Origin of the sequence: Geobacter benzoatilyticus, from assembly GCF_017338855.1 — a bacterium.
Lineage (GTDB): Bacteria > Desulfobacterota > Desulfuromonadia > Geobacterales > Geobacteraceae > Geobacter > Geobacter benzoatilyticus.
The window spans coordinates 2955546-2972150 of record NZ_CP071382.1 but is presented as its reverse complement, the minus strand read 5'-3'; the positions used below and the strand labels follow the sequence as shown (position 1 = coordinate 2972150).

The window sequence follows — 16605 nt, the reverse complement described above, 5'->3', positions numbered from 1 at the left end:
TATTATGGCAGTACCTAAGAAGAAGACCTCTAAATCTCGCAAAAACATGAGAAGGGCACACGATTTTCTCTCAGCACCTGCTGCTTCCGTTTGCCCCCAATGCAAAGCACCGAAGCTGCCCCACCGTGCATGTACCTCTTGCGGCACCTACAAAGGCAAAGAAGTAATCAAAAGCGAGGAGATGTAATTCTCCTTGTCTGAATCAGACTTGTCATTGTCCAGGGATACCATGAGAGTAGCTGTTGATGCTATGGGGGGCGACAACGCTCCTTCTGTTGAAGTTGAAGGAGCAGTTGCCGCCGCGCGTGAGTTCGGCATTCCCATAACCCTTGTTGGTGACACGGAACGGCTGCGTCAAGAGTTGGGCAAGCATAATGTCCAGGGACTTGATATCGACATCTATCATGCCAGCGAAGTAGTAGGTATGCATGATGCTGCGTCGGATGCCGTCCGTCGCAAAAAAGATTCCTCCATCCGTATTGCTTTCGAGCTCCTCAAGCGCGGGGCTGTTGACGCTGTGGTAAGTGCCGGCAACTCCGGCGCAACCATGGCTGCCGGCATGTTTGTTCTGAAGCGTCTCAAAGGAATAGACCGTCCGGCAATAGCCCAGATTTTCCCAACATTGCGCGGCAAGACTCTTGTGCTCGATGTTGGCGGCAATGTTGACTGTAAGCCAATTCATCTTGTTCAATTCGCCATAATGGGAGAAGTCTACGCTCGTCATGTTATGGGCGTTGCGCAGCCGCGCATTGGGCTCCTGTCCAACGGCGAAGAAGATAGCAAAGGTAATGAACTCACCCGTGAAACAAATTCCCTGCTGAAGAATATTTCTTTTGATTATGCCGGGTATGTTGAAGGGCGTGACATTTTCAATGGAATGGTTGATGTTGTTGTTTGTGACGGGTTTGTCGGCAATGTTGTCTTAAAGCTGTCGGAAGGGCTTGCCGAGGCTGTCGGCAAGATGTTGAAGAACGAAATAAAGCAAAGCTTTCTTTCCAAATTAGGGTATCTGCTCGCGAGTAAGGCATTTTCCAATTTCAAGAGAAAGGTGGATTATGCCGAATACGGAGGTGCCCCGCTTTTGGGAATTAACGGTGTTGCCATGATTTGTCATGGCGGGTCAAACGTTAAGGCAATCAAGAATGCAATTGTATTTGCCAATGACTATGCGAGCAAGGGCGTTAACCAGCGTCTCGCCGAGAAGCTTGAGACCGAGTTCGCCGCTTATATGCAGCAGCGGGACCCCGTAAAGGAGTCGGTTGTCGGCTAGGGGAGCAGAGAATGACCAGAGCGAGAATAACCGGTACCGGTTCAGCTGTGCCGGACATGATTCGCACAAATTTCGATTTGGAAAAAATGGTTGATACCACTGATGAGTGGATTGTCACCAGGACTGGAATCAGAGAACGCCGCATTGCTGTTGATGGTGAGTATACTTCGACTTTTGCAACACGTGCAGCCGAACGTGCTCTTGATATGGCAGGCGTTTCGGCCGCAGAGATTGACCTCATTATTGTAGCTACGATTTCCGGTGATTTTCCTTTTCCATCAACTGCCTGTATCGTACAGAACAATCTAGGCGCCAAGAAGGCCGCCGCTTTTGATATTTCTGCTGCCTGCTCCGGTTTTATTTATGGACTTTCAATTGCGGATAATGCCATTCGCGGCGGTACTGCAAGAAAAGCCCTCGTTATTGGGGCCGAGGTTCTCAGCCGGATAATAGATTGGTCGGACCGGAATACGTGTTTGCTGTTTGGTGACGGCTCGGGAGCAGTGGTGATTGAGGCGTGCGAAAGTGAGCAGGGGATTCTCTCAACCCATCTCCATAGTGACGGTTCTTACTGGGAACTGCTCCATCAGCCCGGCTGCGGCAGCCGAAATCCTGCCGTACAAAAAACTCTGGACGACCGGAACGTTTTCCTCAAGATGCAAGGTAATGAAGTGTTCAAGCTGGCGGTAAGGGCCATGGAAGATGCTGCATTGCAAGCATTGGAACAGAATTCCCTGACACCTTCCGATATAGATATCTTCATTCCCCACCAAGCCAATCTCAGAATTATCGATGCTATTGGCAAGCGACTTGGGCTGAGCTCCGATAAAGTTTTCGTCAACATCGACCATTATGGAAATACCTCCGCTGCTTCTATTCCGCTGGCCCTCGACGAAGCCAATCGGAAAGGTTTGATCAAGGCGGGTGACATTGCATTGTTCGATGCCTTTGGTGGTGGTCTCACCTGGGGTTCTGCATTAGTTCGCTGGTAATTACCATCAAAAGGAACTGATATGACCAAACGAGCATTTATATTTCCCGGCCAGGGCTCCCAGTATCCGGGGATGGGCAAAGATCTGGCAGATAATTTTCCGGTTGCCAGACACCTTTTCGAGGAGGCGGACGATGCTCTCGGCAGCAAACTGTCCACCCTCTGCTTTGATGGCCCGGAAGAGCAGTTAAAGCTTACGGCCAACACCCAGCCCGCAATTCTTACGGCGAGTATCGCGGCGTTACGTGTACTTCAGGCTGAAACAGGTGTTGCTGCCGATTATCTGGCGGGTCATTCGCTCGGAGAGTATTCTGCCCTGGTGGCGGCTGGTTCCATTTCGTTTGCCGATGCAGTGCGGACGGTCCGTGCCCGCGGAACTTTCATGCAGGAAGCAGTGCCGGTAGGCGTCGGCGCCATGGCTGCAATTCTTGGGGTTGAGCCTGATATGCTTGCGGAGATTTGTGCCGAAGCATCTCAAGGAGAAGAGGTTTCGCCTGCCAATTTCAATTCTCCCGGCCAGATTGTCATTGCCGGCCATACGGGTGCCGTCAATCGTGCAATTGAGATTGCCAAGGCCAGAGGATTCCGCAAGGCTATGCTGCTCCCCGTAAGCGCTCCCTTCCATTCAAGTCTTATGGTTCCGGCAGGTGAAAGACTTGCCGGGGTTCTTGAACCCATAATTGTCAACGATCTTTGTGCTCCTGTGGTGACAAACGTTGAGGCTAAACCGAATAGTGACAAATCGCGTGTTAAGGAACTCCTTGTGCGTCAGGTGAGTGCTCCTGTTCTTTGGGACGCTGCGGTTCGGGAGATGGTTGCCCTTGGGGTTACCGAATTCGTTGAAATCGGGCCGGGAAAGGTTTTGTCCGGTCTCGTGAAGAGAATCGACAAGGGTGTTGTCGCTAAAAATGTTGAAGATGCAGCAGGAATGAAGACCATCGGGGGGTAGGGGAACCATGAGCCTTGCCAATAAGGTTGCAATAGTTACGGGAGCCTCGCGTGGGATAGGAAGGGCGATTGCGCTCAAACTGGCCCGTGAAGGAGCGGATGTGGTGGTGACTGCCACAACTCTGGAGAGTGCACGCAATACCGCTCTTGAAATAGAGTCTTTGGGCCGTAAGGCACTGCCGCTTTCTGTTGATGTATCAGATTCAGCAGCTGTAACAGCCATGTTCTCGGCGGCCGTAGAGGCCTTCGGAAAAGTCGATATTCTGGTCAATAATGCCGGCATAACCAAAGACGGTCTCCTTCTCAGGATGAAGGATGCCGATTGGGATGCGGTTATTGACGTAAACCTCAAGGGTACCTTTAACTGTATCCGCGAGGCGGCCAAACTAATGACCAAGGCCCGTAGCGGCCGAATCGTCAACATCAGTTCAGTTGTGGGAGAAATGGGCAATGCGGGCCAGATTAATTACAGCGCCAGCAAGTCTGGTATGATCGGGTTGACCAAATCTGCCGCGAGGGAGCTTGCCAAACGTGGTGTGACGGTCAACGCTGTAACACCTGGTTTTATTGAGACGGATATGACGGCGGTACTTTCCGAGAAAGTGCGTGAGGATCTCTTGCAGCAGATACCCTTGGAGCGCCTTGGTTCGCCTGATGATATCGCAAATGCCGTATTTTTCCTTGTCTCGCCTATGGGCGATTACATCACCGGCCATGTTCTTTCAGTAAATGGCGGAATGTACATGTGAAAAATTATCTTTTGCAATCTTATTGTTTCATGATATGTACCTAGAAAAACTACCCGAAAACCTGAACAGGGTTAAAACCAAACGGAGGTGAAAAAGCATGTCAGCGATAGACAAAAGGGTTAAAGAGATCGTTGCCGAACAGCTTGGCGTCGATGAGGCACAGGTAACGAACGAGGCATCTTTCATGGACGACTTGGGTGCCGATTCTCTTGATACCGTGGAGCTGGTGATGGCCCTTGAAGAGGAGTTCGATATCGAGATCTCCGACGAGGATGCTGAGAAGATTCAGAGCGTACAGGACGCCATTGACTACATCACTGAGCATACCTAATCAATAAAGGGGGAAGGGAAACCTTCCCCCTTTTCACACAAAGCCGTTATTTTCACCAATTTAAGCAGAATCCAGAACATCGGGAGCACGTCATTATGAGAAGAGTTGTTGTTACGGGGATCGGAGCCGTTTCGCCCCTGGGGACCGGCAACGCTAAAAACTGGGATGCACTCGTTGCGGGAAGGTCTGGAGTTGACCTTATCACCCGATTTGATACTACGGATCTTTCCGTAAAAATTGCAGGCGAAGTCAAGGACTTCAACCCTGAGGACTTTATTGAGAAGAAAGAGGTCAAGAAGATGGACCTCTTTATTCAATATGCTCTTGCAGCTGCTCACTTCGCAATGGAGGATTCCGGACTCCAGATTACCGAAGAGAATGCTGAGCGAGTTGGAGTACTTGTGGGAGCCGGGCTCGGCGGCTTGCCGACGATCGAGAAATATCACGCGGCAATGCTTGAGGGCGGGTATAAGAAAATATCTCCTTTCTTTATTCCAATGCTCATAATCAACCTTGCGCCAGGGCATATTTCCATTAAGTACGGCGCAAAAGGGCCGAACCTGTCTTCGGTTTCTGCCTGTGCTACCGGCACCCACTCCATTGGTGATGCATATCACATGATCAAACGGGGTGACGCTGACGCCATGATTGCCGGTGGAACCGAATCGACCGTAACACCTCTGGGGATCGGCGGATTTGCGGTAATGAAGGCTCTCTCCACCCGTAACGACGACCCGAAGGGCGCATCACGTCCCTTTGAGAAAGGCCGTGATGGTTTCGTCCTTGCGGAGGGGGCAGGTATCTTAATCCTTGAAGAGTACGAAGCCGCCAAAAAGCGTGGTGCCAAGATCTATGCTGAGATTGTCGGCTATGGCCTCTCTGGTGATGCCTATCATCTCACCGCTCCGGCACCGGAAGGCGAGGGCGCTGCCAGGTGCATCAAAATGGCTCTCAATAATGCCGGTGTAAACCCCGAGCAGGTTGACTACATTAACGCACATGGCACCTCGACACCATTTAACGATTATTTCGAGACTATCGCCGTAAAGAAAGTCTTTGGCGACCATGCAAAGAAACTGATGGTTTCCTCCACTAAATCTATGACCGGCCACCTTCTCGGGGCGGCGGGCGGAGTGGAAGCCGTTTTCAGCCTTATGGCCATGGATAAGGGAGTTGTTCCTCCGACCATCAACTATCAGGAGCAGGACCCGGAATGTGATCTTGATTATGTCCCTAACACTGCCAGGGATGCAAAGATTACCTATGCCATGAGCAACAACTTCGGCTTCGGCGGCACTAACGCCACGCTCTTGTTCAAAAAAATCTAGTGAGGTGGTAGGGTGATACTTGTCGGAAGCGATCATGGTGGCCTCGAACTCAAGGAAGCCATCAAGCGTCTCTTGAGCGAACGGGGCATAGCATTTGAGGACTGTGGAACTGATAATGGCAATTCGGTTGATTATCCCGATTTTGGTATAAAGGTTGCCCGCAGAGTATCTGCTGGAGAAGCAGAAAAAGGCATTCTTTTTTGTGGTACCGGCATCGGTATGTCCATCGTTGCCAACAAGTTCCCCAAAGTTCGGGCAGCCCTTGCTGCTGACCCCTTTATGGCCCGCATGGCTAAAGAGCATAACAACGCCAATATACTGGTCCTGGGGGGAAGGGTTCTCGACGAAGCAACAGCCCGGGAGATGGTTTGTACCTGGCTAGATGCTGTTTTCGAGGGGGGCCGTCATCAGGGAAGGCTCGACAAGATCACCGCTCTCGAAACGGAACTTATGAAGTAGTCGGCCCAAAACTGGCCGACTGGCAGAGGAATCTATACTACGGGACTGTCAACGGTCCCGTTTTCCTTTTTTGTAATTGTGAAAGGAGCTTATCATGTCGATTCTTGCAACCTTTGACCCGGCAGTTGCCGAGGCAATCCGCCACGAAACCGAGCGTCAGGAGTACAATCTGGAGCTTATTGCATCAGAGAACTTTGTTTCCGATGCAGTGATGGAGGCTCAGGGGTCAATCCTGACAAATAAGTATGCTGAAGGATACCCTGGCAAGCGTTACTATGGTGGTTGCCACCATGTTGACGTTGTGGAGAATCTTGCAATAGACCGTGCTAAAGAACTCTTTGGCGCCGATCATGCAAACGTGCAGCCCCATTCAGGATCTCAAGCAAATATGGCTGTCTATTTTTCTGTGCTGAAACCTGGTGACACAATCCTTGGGATGAACCTCTCCCATGGTGGGCACCTGACCCATGGCAGCCCGGTAAACTTTTCGGGGAGATTCTTCAATGTGGTTCCTTACGGAGTTTCTCAGGAAACGGAAACAATCGACTTTAACGAGGTCGAACGCCTTGCGCTGGAACACAAACCCAAGATGATAGTAGTTGGTGCAAGTGCATATCCCCGCGTTCTCGACTTTGCCGCTTTCCGGGCAATTGCCGATAAAGTCGGGGCATTGGTCATGGTAGACATGGCCCACATAGCGGGGCTGGTGGCCGCCGGGCTTCATCCGAACCCGGTTCCATATGCTGAGTTTGTAACTACTACCACTCACAAGACTCTGCGTGGCCCCCGTGGCGGAATGATTCTCTGTCGAGAGGAATTTGCAAAGACCTTGAACTCCAATATCTTCCCCGGAATCCAGGGTGGACCTCTCATGCACGTCATAGCGGCCAAGGCGGTTGCTTTCAAGGAGGCACTTGCGCCTGAATTTAAAACGTATCAGGAACAGATTGTAAAGAATGCTCGTACACTTGCCGGGGAACTTATGAATCGTGGTTTCCGTCTCGTCTCGGGTGGAACGGATAACCATCTGATGCTGGTAAATTTGTCAGGCACCGAACTGACGGGGAAGGTGGCCGAAGAGGCTCTCGACAAGGCAGGCATCACCGTGAACAAGAACACCGTACCCTTTGAAACCCGTTCTCCCTTTGTAACGTCCGGATTCAGGATCGGAACTCCAGCTGCAACGAGTCATGGGCTGAAAGAAACTGAGATGGTTGAAGTTGCAGGTTTCATTGCCGAGGCTCTTGCGAGCGTTGATGATGAGTCGAAGCTTGCAGAGGTAAAAGGAAAGGTAAACGCTTTGATGAAACGTTTCCCGCTTTATGCGAGCCGTTTGAAGTAGTTTCCAATATTCTTATACCAAAAAGGGGGAATGCATATTTTGTGCATTCCCCCTTTTTACGTTTCAGGCAGCTATTGAAACTAGTTACTCTTTGATAAAGATTGCCAGTTCTATACGATCACCATCCGACAGGCATACCGGGAAACAAAGAGCCTTATGGCCAGCCGAAACCTGAACACCTTTTGAAGACTCGACAATCTCGGGCGGAGCTATCTCAATGGATTTGCCGCTTTGTGCCGCCTTGGCGGCAATGTTCCCCAGGGCAACATTCACAAACTCCATAACGGTGTCATCCAGTACCTCTTTTGGCTCATTGTCGACATTTGCTTCCTTTAGTATTGCCTTGGCAATTTTTTTCTGGGTTGCAGCAGTGACGCCCATGAGATAACGGCCGGAAACATCTCCACTGAACTCCATGGCGGCATAGACATCCATCGCTGGTAATTGATCCGCGACGAAACAGGGTTCAGGGCGAAAGATCAGCAGGGCTACGCGGGTAAGCATCTTGTAAGAGAGATCCGCCATTATCTCGCAAATCTTTGGTTCAGGTACGCCGCTGGGTATTACCACGGAATCGGTGGCGTATTGTGCCTGGTCTGCCTTGAAATCGTCCAGGTGTCTTTGCAGCTCTTCGGCTGGAAGCCCGCCAATTTTAACAAGAGCCTCACCTATATAAAGATGTGAGTTCTTTTGCCGAGCCAACACCTGCATCATCTGGTCATTGCTCAGAAGGCCAAGTTTTACGGCCATGTCACCGAAGCGAAGATCTTCTATTCTTTGGGCATTATGGATTCTTTCAATATCGGCATCCGTAAGAATGCCCATGGCAAGACAGGTAGCTCCGAAGCTGAGATTCACCGACTCTTGAAGTTCTATTGCCTGCAGAAGTAGTTCCCTGGAGACAACACCATTTTCAACGAGAAACTGTCCGAAAAACTTGACCGCCATATATTTATGCCCTCCTTACAATAAATACGGTTTTATCGAGTAAGCACCGAGCTATTTTTATAGTTCGCGGAGGATCTTTAAAATGTTGTCCGCCTCAAATGGCTTTGAAATAACCGTTCTGGCACCCAGTCGCAAGGCTTCGGTGAACTTGTCGCCGACACCCCCAAGGGAGGTAACCATGACCACTTTTACATTCTTGTCGAGCGCAACGAGAGTTCTCAGGGCAGTCAAGCCATCCATGCCAGGCATGTTCATGTCCATGCAGATGATATCCGGGTGTTCAGTCTGGTGCATCCGTATCGCTTCCATGCCATTCTTGCCGTGACCAACTACCTCGAACTCGCCGCTGTCAGTGAGGATTTTCTCCAACTGGCGAGCAACCGAGATGCTGTCATCAACAATCAAAACTCTTTTCATTTACTCCTCCTTCCTATGCATGCGCAGTAATGCGTTTGATATGTCTATTCATAGATAATATCGGCAGATGTACGATTTTATTTAGAAAAAAATAGATTGGATTTGATATGGCCTGTAACCAACTGTAAAAATGGCGGAATATTATTTATTGTTTCAACTGGACCATTGCGGCGGCTCAAAATGTGTATGTCGCTGTTCTTAAGTTGGAATGTAAATCAATTTTGTATTTTGTTTTGAATATAGACGCAATTGATTCAGAACATCTGATACGTATTTTTAATATTTTCGCTTGGTTATACTTATATGTCTAGTTTAATTTTGTTTGAATTGAAGATTGCCAACGTCGGTAACTATAAAATCCCTTGCAAAATGGATAGTTGCCGCTATAGTAGCCATAGAATCCCATAAACAGGAGGCTTATATGACTAAAGCAGAACTCGTGGACGTTGTGGCAAAATCCGCAGAACTCACCAAGGCCGCTGCCGACAAGGCAGTGAACGGGGTGATTGAGGCAGTGACCGCTGCCCTCAAAAAAGGTGATAAGGTGACGCTGGTTGGCTTTGGCAGCTTTGAGGTTGCCACCCGTAAGGCTCGTACTGGCCGTAACCCGCAAACAGGCAAAGAGATAAAGATTGCCGCTGCCAAAGTCCCCAAGTTCCGTCCGGGCAAGGCCCTCAAAGATGCAGTTGCCGGCGCCAAGAAAAAGAAATAATTGACCTTTGGAGTAAGAATGTCTGAAAGCCCCACATGCTTGTCACGTGGGGCTTTTTGATTACTGGAAACGAAAAAACCCGTTTTATAACAGTATTAAACTGTTGTAAAACGGGTTTGAAAGGGGCAATAGGTGTTTAGCCTATTGAGTTTAATTTATGGTGCCGAAGGCGAGACTCGAACTCGCACGAGCTATTGCCCGCCACCCCCTCAAGATGGTGTGTCTACCAATTCCACCACTTCGGCAAGGACCAACTTTATACCATTCGTGCTTTGCATGTGTCAATATTTTTTTTTGTCGACCCTATTTTGTTGAGAGGGGAACTGCCGGAGCGTTTTGTGGTGCTTGTTGCTGCATCGGATTCTGCTGTGCCGGCACAGGTTGTGACTGACCCGGTTTTGTGGCAGGTGGCGCGGCCTGCTTCTGCTGCGCAGGAGCGGATGCTCCTTTCGGCATTATCGATGACGTCTCTGACTTCCCGGACAGGTAAGCAAGTGTAAGGGAGGTGAGCATGAAAATTATGGCAGCGCCCGTTGTCAGCTTGCTCAGAAACGTGGTTCCTCCGCCTGCTCCGAATACCGACTGGCTACCCCCGGCACCGAATGATGCCCCCATTTCTGCACCCTTGCCTGATTGAAGCAGGACGATCGCGATAAGAGCAACAGATACAAGGATATGCAGAATTGTGAGTAAAACAGTCATGGGCCGTACTCTCCCGTCAATTATTGTAAGTAGGAATTATTAGCATATCGACAACTAAATTCCAAGAAGGAATTGTTGCATTGGCTAAACCAGGTAGTTGACAATGGCTGCGAATGAATCCGCCTTGAGGCTTGCCCCTCCAACCAGGGCACCGTCAATATCGGGTTGAGCCATAAGCTCTTTTACGTTCTCCGGCTTAACGCTTCCTCCATAGAGAATGCGGATTGATTCGGCAGAAGTATGGTCATAAAGGTCGGCCACGACCCCTCTAATAAAGGCGTGGGCTTCCTGGGCCTGATCGTCCGTCGCTGTTTTACCTGTTCCAATAGCCCATACGGGTTCATAGGCGATTACGGCTTTAGCGAGATCACTTTTTGCAAGTTCTGATAGCCCTTGTTCTATTTGGGTGCGCAAAACATTGAAAGTGCAGTTCGCTTCCCGTTCTGCAAGCGTCTCACCGATGCAGAAGAGCACAGTTAGCCCGGATGATATTGCGGCCTTGATCTTCCGGTTTACCTTATCGTCGGTTTCTCCGAAATACTGTCTTCGCTCTGAATGTCCTATAATCACATGAGTACATCCGGCATCCATCAGCATCCCGGGAGAAATTTCACCGGTAAAGGCCCCTTCTTCCTCCCAGAAACAGTTTTGGGCTGCGAGCTTAATATTGGAGTTTGCTATAAGCGGTTTAACGGTTGAGAGTACGGTAAAAACCGGTGCAATTATGATCTCTACACCTTTGGTATCCCGGACAAGGTGAGTGAGTTGCGAGACAAGTTCAACAGCCTCACCGCTTTTTTTGAATAGTTTCCAGTTGCCTGCAATTATTGGCGTTCTCATGGTGTTCACCCCGATACCGTTATTTACCGTTCTCTTCCAGCACCTTGATGCCGGGGAGATGTTTTCCTTCCAGAAGTTCCAGGAATGCGCCGCCTCCGGTGGAGATGTAGCTTATTTTCGCATATTCTCCAGCCCGATGAACCGCAGAGTCTGTGTCTCCGCCGCCGACGATGGTAAGTGCGTAGGAGTTGGCAACCGCTGAGACCATGGCGAAAGTCCCGCGAGAGAAAGCATCCATCTCGAAAACTCCCATCGGTCCGTTCCAGATAATGGTTTTTGCATTTTGTAACGCTTCGGTGAAGAGGGTTACTGTTGCCGGTCCGATGTCTAGTGCCATCCATTCTTCAGGGATTTCCTGAATGGTGGTTACTTTGGTTTCCGCTTCAGGGTTGAATCGGTCTGCCGCAACGCAGTCGACCGGCAGGTAGAACTTTACTCCCTTTTCACGGGCCTTATCGTAGGTGGTGCGGGCCGTATCCAGCAGATCTTCTTCTACCAATGATTTGCCGACGTTATAGCCAAGTGCCTTGAGAAAGGTGAACGCCATACCCCCGCCTATGATAATTTTGTCCACCTTGTTGACCAGATTTCCCAGGACTTCAAGTTTTCCGGACACTTTGGCCCCGCCAAGAATGGCAACCAGAGGTCGAATTGGAGTTTGAATCGCCTTTTCAAAGTAGTTGACTTCATTTTTCATGAGGAAGCCGGCAGCTACAATGTTGAAGTGTTTTGTGATGGCTTCCACGGATGCGTGAGCTCGGTGGGAAACAGCAAAGGCGTCGTTTATGTAGATTTCGCAACAGTTGGCCAGAGCTTTGGCAAAGTCGGCGTCGTTCTTTTCCTCACCTTCGTAGAACCGAACGTTTTCGAGCAGAATGACATCTCCTGGTTGCATGGCATCGATCATCTTCTTTACGTCATCACCAATGCAGTCGGGAGCCAGCTGAACTTCCTTGTTGAGAAGGCGGGAAAGGCGTTTGGCTGCGGGCGCCATAGAGTACTTTGCCTTACGTTCACCCTTTGGGCGGCCCAAGTGCGATGCAAGTATGACCTTGGCGCCTGCATCAAGGGCAAAATTGATTGTGGGAAGAACGGCCCGAATCCGGGTGTCTTCGGTGATATTTTGATGTTCGTCCAGGGGGACGTTGAAATCGACTCTGATGAATACTTTTTTCCCGTTGAGATTCTCTATTTCGTCAATATAACGGATTGCCATTAAAATCCTCCTGAAACGTTCCGGTGTTATTTATACGGAAAATGTCAAATATCGGTCTAATAGATAAAAAAAGGGGGGAAATAATCCCCCCTTCATGGGTAATGTGCATTTATTTTGCGATAAGTTTCATCAGGTCGACAACGCGGTATGAGAAACCGGTTTCATTGTCGTACCATGAGAGAACCTTGACCATGTTCCCTTCGATGACTTTGGTGCAGTTAGCATCCACCGTGGATGACAGAGGATTGCCGTTGTAGTCGATGGAGACAAGTGGTTCCTCAGAAAACCCGAGAATTCCCTTGAGAGCTCCTTTGGAAGCCTTTTTGAATGCGGCATTGACTTTATCTACATCGGCTTTTTTTGCAAGAGTTGCCACAAGATCAACTACGGAGACGTTGGGAGTCGGTACGCGAATCGCCATGCCATCCAGTTTCCCTTTCAATTCCGGCAGTACAAGGGATACCGCCTTGGCGGCACCGGTGGAAGTCGGAATCATAGACATTGCTGCAGCCCTGGCCCGGCGCAGGTCTTTGTGGGGGAGGTCGAGTATCTGCTGGTCGTTAGTGTATGAGTGGACCGTTGTCACGAGGCCCTTTTCGATACCGAATGTCTCATGCAGCACCTTGGCCACTGGGGCAAGGCAGTTGGTGGTGCATGACGCGTTGGAGATGATGTGGTGCTTTTTCGGGTCATAGAGGTGGCTGTTGACCCCCATGACGATCGTGATGTCTTCACTGGTTGCCGGAGCTGAGATGATAACCTTCTTGGCGCCTGCCTTCAGGTGCAGTTCGGCTTTTTCACGAGAAGTGAAGAGTCCGGTCGATTCAAGGACTACATCGATCTTTTCTTTTTTCCAAGGGAGTTCTTCGGGATTCCTTACGGCCAGAATCTTGATCGCTTTCCCGTTGACTATGATTTCACCGTTGCCGACCTCAACCTTGCCGGGAAATGGTCCGTGAACGGAGTCATACTTGAGCAGGTGTGCCAGGGTTTTTGCATCGGTAAGATCGTTGATTGCGACGAACTCAATGCCTTTCTCCTTGATAGCCGCACGGAGTACGGAACGCCCGATTCTGCCGAAACCGTTAATTGCAACCCTTAGAGCCATTGAACCCTCCTATTTGATTGGTGTATAAACATGAGTAAATATTATCAGCAAACTTCCTTATAATAATAAAGATATTTTCAGCCCGTCAACCTTTTTGTCCCCTGTTTGTTTTTGCCGTCAGGGGAACTATTCCAATGCTGAAATCTTCTAAGCGGCATTTTAGTAGACGTTGTCCCGGTTAAGTGTGATAGTATTAAGAGCATAGAAAGCATCAATATCTATAATTTTCTGCATATTTCCCATGATAAAAAACCTTGAAAAAAGGATATTCCTATTCGCATTTGTGATCCTCTTTCTTACGATTACCGTCAACTCCCTGATGGATATCGTGGGATTCAGGAGAGATTACATTCAGGCGCTTATCCTCAGGTCTCAAAGCCTTGGGGCCTCTTTGCGCGGGAATATGGAGAAAGTTGTCGCGCTTGGCCTTGATGTTAGAGATATTGAAGGGTTGAGTGATAAATGCCGCGAAGTTGTCGCCTCAAGCCCTGAGATTGCATACTGCGTTGTCACCGACAGCGAGGGAGCGATTCTCCATCTGAGCGATCCCATCTACCGAAATCTCCGTTTCGATATTATCAAAAAGGCATTTACCACTCGCCTCGATCAAAGCATTCATCTAATTGGGGCAGATGGTTCCTACTACGATACGGTAACTCCGGTTTATTCCCCAGACGGTAAGCAAGTTGCTCTTCTGCATATCGGTTTCTCGGTGCATGCAATTTCTGCAAAGGTTCAGGAGATTATCCTGCGTTCTCTTGTACTGCTTGTCATCGTTTTGTCAATTTCGTTCTCTCTTGTGGTTATCTTTGTCAAGCGAAGCATCGGTCAGCCCATAGCGGCGCTACTTGGCGGAGTGAAGAAGGTTTCCGAGGGTGATTTTGATTACCGGATTGAGGAGCTGTTCGTCGGAGAGTTTGATGAATTGGCCCGCAATGTAAATATTATGTCGGAAGCTCTCAAAAACCGCGAGGTGGAGATCCGGCATAATTACCAGGAATTGGAAAACATCCACAATGATTTGCATTCCTCTTATCTCAAGCTGGAAAGTCTGAGCCTTGATCTGGAAAAGTCTGAGGAGCTCTACAAGTCCCTGCTTGAAGACGCGAGTGATGCTATTGTCGTAATTGACGAAAACGATATGGTCAAGTTGGTCAATAAGATGGCGGAAGACTTCTTCGACCGTGGGGCCTCCGAACTCACAGGTCTTCCCCTTAGTCGAATGCTGACCCTGGTGGGCGCACAGAATGCACCAATTGTATATAATTTTTTCCAGGAGGCTGGGAAGGGGAAGCACGTTGCCGAAGAAATTAGGCTCCTTAAAAATAATACGGAACTGGTTGTCGGCCTCATTCACGCCAACATCATCACCATTGGTGCGGAAAAGCTGATCCAGGCAATCATACGGGATGTTACCCGTGAACGGGAAATTCTCTTCAATCTGGAGAAGAGCGCATCAGATCTTGCCCGTCTCAACAAGATGAAAGATTCGTTTCTCGGCATTGCTTCGCATGAGTTGAAGACCCCTCTTACGGTTATAATGGGCTATGCGGAGTTGATATTGACCGAGGCTCCGGAAAAGGTCGATCCGAATGTCCTGGATATGGTGCAAAACATTGCCAATGCAGCAGCACGTCTCGATAACATTGTAAAAGACATGGTCGATGTGTCGATGATCGATGAAAAGAGGTTAGAGCTGACGCTGGATGAAGTCGATGTGAACCGCCTTGTGGAAGATTCCAGAAATGAACTTTGCTTCTTCCTGTCAAAACGTAAGCAACAGCTCGATCTCGAGCTTGATGAAACAATTCCATCAATTAGAGGTGATGCTGCCCGACTCATGCAACTCCTTTCGAATGTGATCGTCAATGCCATCAAGTTTACACCTGATGGCGGGCGCATTACCGTTTCCACGCGGGCAAAATATCTTCTGCGCTCAAAGCAGACTCCGACGCTGGATCCGATCCAGTCATTGGTCAATATCGGCAAGGAACAGCACCTTTATGTGGAGATTACCGTTGCCGACACTGGTATTGGTATCGACGTAGACGATCAGCTTAGAATATTCGACAAATTCTATGAGGTGGGTAACATTGAGGAGCACAGTTCGGGGAATGTGGCGTTCAAATCCCGGGGAGCCGGCCTGGGTTTATCTATCGCCAAAGGAATTGTGGAGATGCACGGCGGCGAAATATGGGTCGAATCGCCGGGCTATAATCCCGATCAGTTTTCCGGTTCCACGTTCCATATAGTTCTTCCTCTCAACCCCATTACGGGTGATGGCACTGTTGATTATCTCAATCTGCTTAAATAGCGTGTCGTTGTCTTCATTAAAAAAATTTCCACTGTTTAGCCTTGAATAAGTACCTTCTTTCCGGTATATAAATTTAGTTTACCGGACGGTTAGAATAGACGTTCCAATGGCCGATGAATGGAGGGTTTGTGAGGGTTTGCCTGCTTGCCAGCGGGAGCAAGGGAAATTCCCTGTTCATCGAGACGGAGGAGAGCAGGATTCTCATTGATGTGGGCCTGTCGGCTCGCGAGATTGTTCGCCGTCTTGCCGTGATTGGCGTCGATGCTTCCGAGCTTGACGGAGTCTTTGTAAGCCACGAACATGTGGACCATGTCAGAGGGGTCGACGTTCTCTCCCGCAAATTTCATATACCGGTACATATAAGCTATCCGACTCATCAGAAAATTCGGGAGGGGATACGTGACACTGACGTGGTAGAGTTCGAATCGGGCTATTCGTTTTGTTTCCGCGACCTGCTCATCGATCCTTTTTCCATCACTCACGATGCCTGCGATCCGGTTGGATTCACCATTGAATGCCGGGACGGAAAGGCGGGGATTGCTACCGATCTCGGCATAGCAACACGGCTCGTTTCGGACAAACTCAAGGGGTGTAGGGTTCTCGTGATCGAGTCGAATCACGACGAAGAAATGCTGATGGATGGTCCGTATCCCTGGCACTTGAAACAGCGGATAAAATCCCGCCATGGGCATCTGTCAAATCATGATTCAGCGACGCTACTTGCCGAGGTGCTGCATCCCGGCCTAGAAGGCCTTTTCCTTGCTCACCTGTCAGAGGTTAACAATGACCCGGCCATTGCCCGGCAGGTTACCGCGAACCTCCTGACCAGCCAGACCACCTGTTCACCCCGGCTTATCGTCGGGGATCAGTACTGTCCGAGCGAAATTTTGAACCTGTAAAACGGTTATCCGGGGGGCGGCGTATCACAAA

General features: G+C 49.4%; 18 protein-coding genes and 1 tRNA gene. 12 read left to right on the top strand and 7 right to left on the bottom strand.

Annotation, left to right across the window (positions count from 1 at the left end; all coding sequences use genetic code 11):
* Positions 1-4 precede the first annotated feature (4 nt).
* The 9 genes from rpmF (at position 5) to glyA (ending at position 7418) form a co-directional block, all read left to right on the top strand.
* Positions 5-187, top strand: a complete 183-nt coding sequence (gene rpmF, locus JZM60_RS13720) for a 50S ribosomal protein L32 (RefSeq protein WP_207162989.1) — start codon at positions 5-7, stop codon at positions 185-187.
* Between the two features lie 42 nt (positions 188-229).
* The gene (plsX, locus tag JZM60_RS13715; RefSeq protein ID WP_207165609.1) at positions 230-1270 is read left to right on the top strand and encodes a phosphate acyltransferase PlsX; all 1041 of its coding nucleotides are present in this window, start codon (positions 230-232) and stop codon (positions 1268-1270) included.
* An 11-nt stretch (positions 1271-1281) separates the two neighbouring features.
* Positions 1282-2262 carry a beta-ketoacyl-ACP synthase III gene (locus JZM60_RS13710; RefSeq protein WP_207162988.1) on the top strand — a complete coding sequence of 327 codons (981 nt, stop codon included), beginning with the start codon at positions 1282-1284 and terminating at the stop codon, positions 2260-2262.
* A 21-nt stretch (positions 2263-2283) separates the two neighbouring features.
* Positions 2284-3210: an ACP S-malonyltransferase gene (gene fabD, locus JZM60_RS13705; RefSeq protein WP_207162987.1), complete on the top strand. Its 927-nt coding sequence runs from the start codon at positions 2284-2286 to the stop codon at positions 3208-3210.
* Positions 3211-3217: 7 nt separating this feature from the next.
* A complete protein-coding gene (fabG, locus tag JZM60_RS13700; RefSeq protein ID WP_207162986.1) occupies positions 3218-3958 on the top strand; it encodes a 3-oxoacyl-[acyl-carrier-protein] reductase in 741 nt (246 codons plus the stop codon).
* 97 nt (positions 3959-4055) lie between these two features.
* On the top strand, positions 4056-4289 hold the full coding sequence (gene acpP, locus JZM60_RS13695) for an acyl carrier protein (protein ID WP_004511463.1): 234 nt from the start codon (positions 4056-4058) through the stop codon (positions 4287-4289).
* A gap of 95 nt (positions 4290-4384) precedes the next feature.
* Entirely contained in the window at positions 4385-5617 is a 1233-nt protein-coding gene (fabF, locus tag JZM60_RS13690; protein WP_207162985.1) for a beta-ketoacyl-ACP synthase II, read from the top strand.
* 12 nt (positions 5618-5629) lie between these two features.
* Complete coding sequence (gene rpiB / locus JZM60_RS13685; RefSeq protein WP_207162984.1) at positions 5630-6076, top strand: ribose 5-phosphate isomerase B; 447 nt, start codon at positions 5630-5632, stop codon at positions 6074-6076.
* A gap of 94 nt (positions 6077-6170) precedes the next feature.
* A complete protein-coding gene (glyA, locus tag JZM60_RS13680) occupies positions 6171-7418 on the top strand; it encodes a serine hydroxymethyltransferase (protein WP_207162983.1) in 1248 nt (415 codons plus the stop codon).
* 84 nt (positions 7419-7502) lie between these two features.
* Here glyA and JZM60_RS13675 read toward each other — a convergent pair whose 3' ends face one another.
* Together JZM60_RS13675 and JZM60_RS13670 are read right to left on the bottom strand one after the other, a co-directional pair.
* Positions 7503-8366, bottom strand: coding sequence for a chemotaxis protein CheX (locus tag JZM60_RS13675; RefSeq protein ID WP_207162982.1), 864 nt, complete (start codon positions 8364-8366; stop codon positions 7503-7505).
* A gap of 57 nt (positions 8367-8423) precedes the next feature.
* Positions 8424-8783, bottom strand: coding sequence for a response regulator (locus JZM60_RS13670; protein WP_207162981.1), 360 nt, complete (start codon positions 8781-8783; stop codon positions 8424-8426).
* Positions 8784-9204: 421 nt separating this feature from the next.
* Here JZM60_RS13670 and JZM60_RS13665 point away from each other — a divergent pair, with 421 nt between their 5' ends.
* Positions 9205-9495, top strand: a complete 291-nt coding sequence (locus tag JZM60_RS13665; RefSeq protein WP_207162980.1) for an HU family DNA-binding protein — start codon at positions 9205-9207, stop codon at positions 9493-9495.
* A 158-nt stretch (positions 9496-9653) separates the two neighbouring features.
* Here the strand turns inward: JZM60_RS13665 and JZM60_RS13660 are convergent.
* The 5 genes from JZM60_RS13660 to gap form a co-directional block, all read right to left on the bottom strand.
* Positions 9654-9740: transfer RNA gene (locus JZM60_RS13660), tRNA-Leu, on the bottom strand.
* A 58-nt stretch (positions 9741-9798) separates the two neighbouring features.
* Complete coding sequence (gene secG / locus JZM60_RS13655) at positions 9799-10197, bottom strand: preprotein translocase subunit SecG (protein ID WP_207162979.1); 399 nt, start codon at positions 10195-10197, stop codon at positions 9799-9801.
* 84 nt (positions 10198-10281) lie between these two features.
* On the bottom strand, positions 10282-11037 hold the full coding sequence (gene tpiA, locus JZM60_RS13650) for a triose-phosphate isomerase (RefSeq protein ID WP_207162978.1): 756 nt from the start codon (positions 11035-11037) through the stop codon (positions 10282-10284).
* 19 nt (positions 11038-11056) lie between these two features.
* Complete coding sequence (pgk, locus tag JZM60_RS13645; protein ID WP_207162977.1) at positions 11057-12253, bottom strand: phosphoglycerate kinase; 1197 nt, start codon at positions 12251-12253, stop codon at positions 11057-11059.
* 109 nt (positions 12254-12362) lie between these two features.
* The gene (gap, locus tag JZM60_RS13640; RefSeq protein WP_207162976.1) at positions 12363-13361 is read right to left on the bottom strand and encodes a type I glyceraldehyde-3-phosphate dehydrogenase; all 999 of its coding nucleotides are present in this window, start codon (positions 13359-13361) and stop codon (positions 12363-12365) included.
* 241 nt (positions 13362-13602) lie between these two features.
* Between gap and JZM60_RS13635 the strand changes: the two genes are divergently transcribed.
* Both JZM60_RS13635 and JZM60_RS13630 read left to right on the top strand, forming a co-directional pair.
* Positions 13603-15675 (top strand): ATP-binding protein, encoded by a 2073-nt coding sequence (locus JZM60_RS13635; protein WP_207162975.1) that lies wholly within the window; start codon positions 13603-13605, stop codon positions 15673-15675.
* 128 nt (positions 15676-15803) lie between these two features.
* Entirely contained in the window at positions 15804-16574 is a 771-nt protein-coding gene (locus tag JZM60_RS13630) for an MBL fold metallo-hydrolase (RefSeq protein ID WP_207162974.1), read from the top strand.
* Positions 16575-16605: the final 31 nt, after the last annotated feature.